At 36.1% G+C, this 4,196-nt stretch carries 5 protein-coding genes; all 5 read left to right on the top strand.

The features are described 5' to 3' along the window. Window positions 1-1,056, top strand: a 1,056-nt coding sequence (locus ABZA26_RS09030) for a 3-deoxy-D-manno-octulosonic acid transferase (protein ID WP_372714192.1), incomplete at its 5' end; no start/stop codon positions are given. A 96-nt stretch (window positions 1,057-1,152) separates the two neighbouring features. Then, a complete protein-coding gene (gene trmB, locus ABZA26_RS09025; protein ID WP_372714191.1) occupies window positions 1,153-1,851 on the top strand; it encodes a tRNA (guanosine(46)-N7)-methyltransferase TrmB in 699 nt (232 codons plus the stop codon). A gap of 62 nt (window positions 1,852-1,913) precedes the next feature. Continuing rightward, on the top strand, window positions 1,914-3,194 hold the full coding sequence (locus ABZA26_RS09020; RefSeq protein WP_372714190.1) for an adenylosuccinate synthase: 1,281 nt from the start codon (window positions 1,914-1,916) through the stop codon (window positions 3,192-3,194). A gap of 122 nt (window positions 3,195-3,316) precedes the next feature. Further along, the gene (gene ylxM / locus ABZA26_RS09015; RefSeq protein WP_372714189.1) at window positions 3,317-3,631 is read left to right on the top strand and encodes a YlxM family DNA-binding protein; all 315 of its coding nucleotides are present in this window, start codon (window positions 3,317-3,319) and stop codon (window positions 3,629-3,631) included. A gap of 11 nt (window positions 3,632-3,642) precedes the next feature. Beyond that, window positions 3,643-4,196: signal recognition particle receptor subunit alpha (locus tag ABZA26_RS09010; RefSeq protein ID WP_372714188.1), on the top strand; the 554-nt coding region annotated here is incomplete at its 3' end.

Raw genomic sequence — 4,196 nt, 5'->3', positions numbered from 1 at the left:
TCAGAGAGCCTGGTGAGAGAATTTCTTGGAAATACAGACCTTAAAGTGCTCATAACCATGATGACAGATACAGGAAGAGCTGCTGCAGAGGGTAAATATAAAGAGGATAAAAATGTAGATCTTCTTTATTTTCCGCTTGATGATTTCTTTAAGATAAAAGAGATACTGTCTAAAATAAATCTCAAAACTCTCATAATTATTGAGACTGAAATATGGCCTAACTTAATAAAAGAGGCTTCTAAAAAGGCCAAGGTGATTTTTGTAAACGGCAGGATATCTGACAAATCCTTTAAATCCTATAAAAGAATATCTTTTTATCTCAAAAGACTTTTTTCAAGGGTAGATCTTTTTCTCATGCAGACAGAAGAGGACAGTGAAAGAATTGTGGGTATAGGGGCTCCTGCTGAAAAAGTGGAGAATTTCGGAAACCTGAAGTTTGATGTTAAGCTTACTGATTTTACAGAGAAGCAGCTTATTGAAATAAGGAAAAAACTTGGACTTGAAAAGAAGAAGATATTTGTGGCTGGAAGTACAAGAAACGATGAAGAGGAGTATATTCTGGATGCCTATGATAAGATGGGGGATTATTTTTTAATCCTGGTTCCCCGTCATATAGAAAGAACCTCAGACATTGAGATGAGACTTCTAAAAAACAAGTACAAGTATGAAAAATGGAGCAACATGGACATGGGTGTGAAAAAAGAAACCCAGATATTACTGGTGGATCAGATGGGAGTTCTGAGGGAGCTCTATGCCATATGTGACGTGGCTTTCGTAGGTGGAACCCTTGTAAATATAGGGGGGCATAGTCTCATAGAACCTTTGTATTACAGAAAACCGCCAATTTTTGGTAAGTATCTTCAAAATGTAAAAGAGATCTCAAAAGAGATAATTCAGAGGAAAATAGGGTTTAAGGTGGAAACAACACAGGAATTTGTCCAGGCAGTGAAAAAGATAGAGGGAAAGCAGGTCAGTTTAGATAATATTGACAGGTTTTTCTGTGACAACACAGATGTCGCGGCCAAGACATTTAAAAGAATTATTGACATAATTTAAATATTTTTATACAATTACTTGGTGTTTTGTTTTTTATGTGAAAACACTGTTAAAGATTACTTAACAATAAATAAATCCTTTTATGTGGAGGGAACTATGTCTAATACAGAAGTGGGAGATATCTGGAAGCATTTTTTTGAGCGTCCCAGAAGAAATTACAACCCATATATGGTAAAGTTAAATGATTATCCTAAATATATAATGTACGACAAAAGTGTGATGGATTCCTACAGGGGAAGATGGAATGAATATTTCGGAAACAAGAATCCCATTTACCTGGAAATAGGCTCAGGGAGCGGTAATTTTGCCAACTGCATGTGTGAAAAGCACCCTGAAAGAAATCATATGGCTCTTGAAATAAGATTCAAAAGACTAGTGTTATCAGCAAGAAAATCAGAATCTTTGGAACTTGACAACATACTCTTCATCAAGAGAAGAGGAGAAGAGATAGTTAATTTTATAGGGGAAGAAGAAATAGAAGGAATGTATATCAATTTTCCTGACCCATGGGACGGAAAAGAGAAAAACAGAATCCTTCAACCAAGCCTTTTTAAGCTTTTAGACGTGATTCTGAAAAAAGGCGGAACCCTTTTCTTTAAAACAGACCATGACGGATACTATTCTGATGTGCTTCATTTTATGGAAAAAATGGAAGGATACAAGGTGGGTTATCATACATCTGACCTCCATAACAGTCCGTTGGTAGAAGAGAATATTCAGACAGAGTTTGAGAGTTTGTTTATATACAAACATAATAAAAACATAAACTATATAGAAATAAAAAAAGTAAAATAGGTATCAACAATATTTGGTTGTTTAAATATATCTAATCCAAGTCAGAAAGAGGTGTATATTCAATGGCAGGTTACGTAGTAGTCGGAACACAGTGGGGAGATGAAGGTAAGGGTAAGATCATAGACGTCTTAGCACATAAGGCTGATTATGTTGTAAGATTTCAGGGGGGAAACAATGCTGGTCATACAGTTGTTGTAAACGGAGAGAAATTTGTACTTCATCTGCTTCCTTCAGGAATGCTTCACGGAAACGGTAAATGTATAATAGGACCCGGAGTTGTGGTAGATATCAAGGTTCTACTAAGTGAATTAGAAGCTCTTGAAAAAAAAGGAGCAAAAGTCGATCATCTTTTCATAAGTGACAGGGCACATATAATCGCTCCTTATCACGTGAGACTAGATGAATTGAGAGAAGATGCCAGAGGGGATCAGAAAATAGGAACTACAAAGAGGGGAATAGGACCTTGCTATGCTGATAAAATAACTAGGTGTGGTCTTAGAATGGTAGACCTTCTTGATATGGAAACTTTTGAAGGTAAACTCAGAACAAATTTAGAAGAAAAAAATGAAGTTTTTGAAAAAATCTACGGTGTAGAAAAAATGGATTTTGACAAAATGCTTGGTGAATTTAAAGAATATGCTGAGAAAATAGGTCACAGAATAATAGATTCAGTGCCTGAGATAAATGAAGCTCTAGACCAGGATAAATTTGTACTTTTTGAAGGGGCTCAAGCAATGATGCTTGATATCAACTATGGAACTTATCCATATGTGACGTCATCTTCACCTACAACTGCAGGAGTAACAACAGGAGTAGGTATAGCACCTAAAAAAATCGACAGAGCTATAGGGGTAATGAAGGCTTATACTACAAGAGTAGGAGAGGGACCTTTTGTTACTGAGCTTGAAGACGAGACTGGTGAAATACTAAGAGATATCGGTAGAGAATACGGAGCAACTACAGGAAGACCTAGAAGATGCGGATGGCTCGACCTTGTAGTAGGTAAATTTGCTGTGGATATCAATGGTCTGACAGATGTAGTTATCACTAAGATAGACGTACTAAGCGGACTTGAAAAAATAAATATTTGTGTAGGGTATGAAATCGACGGAAAGGTGTATACAACAGTACCATCTTCTATCGAAAGATTAGCCAGAGCAAAGGCTGTGTATGAAGAACTTCCAGGATGGGAAGAGGATATCACGGCAATGAGAGAATATGATCAGCTTCCTGAAAACTGTAAGAATTACTTGAAAAGAGTGGAAGAAGTTATCGGATGCCAAATCTCAATGGTTTCAGTAGGTCCAGACAGAACACAAAATATTTTTTTGAGAGAAATATAAAAAAAAGATGACAAGGGGAAACCCTTGTCATTTGTATAAAATCATATAAAAAAAAATGACATTATGTAAAGAAAAAAGCCTTGACACTAAGAGGTAAATCATATATAATATGGGAGTAAACTATGGAATTGAGTGATTTTTTAGAAGTTTCACTGCTAATGGACTATTATAAAAACCTTCTCAGTGATAAACAAAAGGAGTATATGCTTGAACATTTTGAGAGAGATCTGTCTCTTTCTGAAATAGCCAAAGAGCATAATGTCAGCAGACAGGCTGTTTATGACAATATCAGAAGAGGCATAAAGATATTGAAAGAATACGAAGAGAAAATAGGGTTTTACAAAAGGGAGCAGGAAATAAAGAATAGTCTTTTAGAACTGCGAGAGAATTTCACCCCTAAAAAGCTAGAAGAAATAATCGAAAGTATTGACTTATAAGAGGTGACCTGATGTTAGATAATTTAGGTACAAGATTCCAAGAAATATTTAAAAAAGTCAAAGGGCATGGAAAATTAAGCGAAGAAAATATAAAGTCGGCCCTGAAAGAAGTTAGACTATCTCTTTTAGAAGCAGATGTAAACTATAAAGTGGTAAAAGAGTTTGTAAATAAAATAAAAGAAAAAGCTGTGGGGGAAGAGGTAATAACCGGAATAAACCCAGGGCAGCAGTTTGTAAAAATAGTAAATGATGAACTTGTAGAACTTCTGGGAGGTACGAATGCCAGGCTTACAAAGTCGGCAAAGAACCCTACAGTTATAATGCTGGCAGGACTTCAAGGAGCAGGTAAAACTACTTTTGCTGCAAAACTTGCAAAATTTCTCAAGAAAAAAGGTGAAAGACCTTACATGGTAGGAGCCGATGTATACAGACCGGCTGCCATGAAACAACTTCAGGTTTTGGGAGAGCAGATAGATGTCCCTGTATATATTCAAGAGGGAAGCAAGGATGCCAGAGGGATATGTAACGATGGACTCAATGCTGCAAAAGAAAATAATGCAACTTA

The sequence above is a fragment of the Ilyobacter sp. genome (assembly GCF_041583315.1).
Taxonomy (GTDB): domain Bacteria; phylum Fusobacteriota; class Fusobacteriia; order Fusobacteriales; family Fusobacteriaceae; genus Ilyobacter.
This window is presented reverse-complemented; position numbering and strand designations above follow the sequence as displayed.

Coding starts and splice junctions, on each gene's coding strand:
- ABZA26_RS09020 (WP_372714190.1), top strand. CDS start 1,914: ATGGCAGGTTACGTAGTAGTCGGAACACAGTGGGGAGATGAAGGTAAG.
- trmB (WP_372714191.1), top strand. CDS start 1,153: ATGTCTAATACAGAAGTGGGAGATATCTGGAAGCATTTTTTTGAGCGT.
- ylxM (WP_372714189.1), top strand. CDS start 3,317: ATGGAATTGAGTGATTTTTTAGAAGTTTCACTGCTAATGGACTATTAT.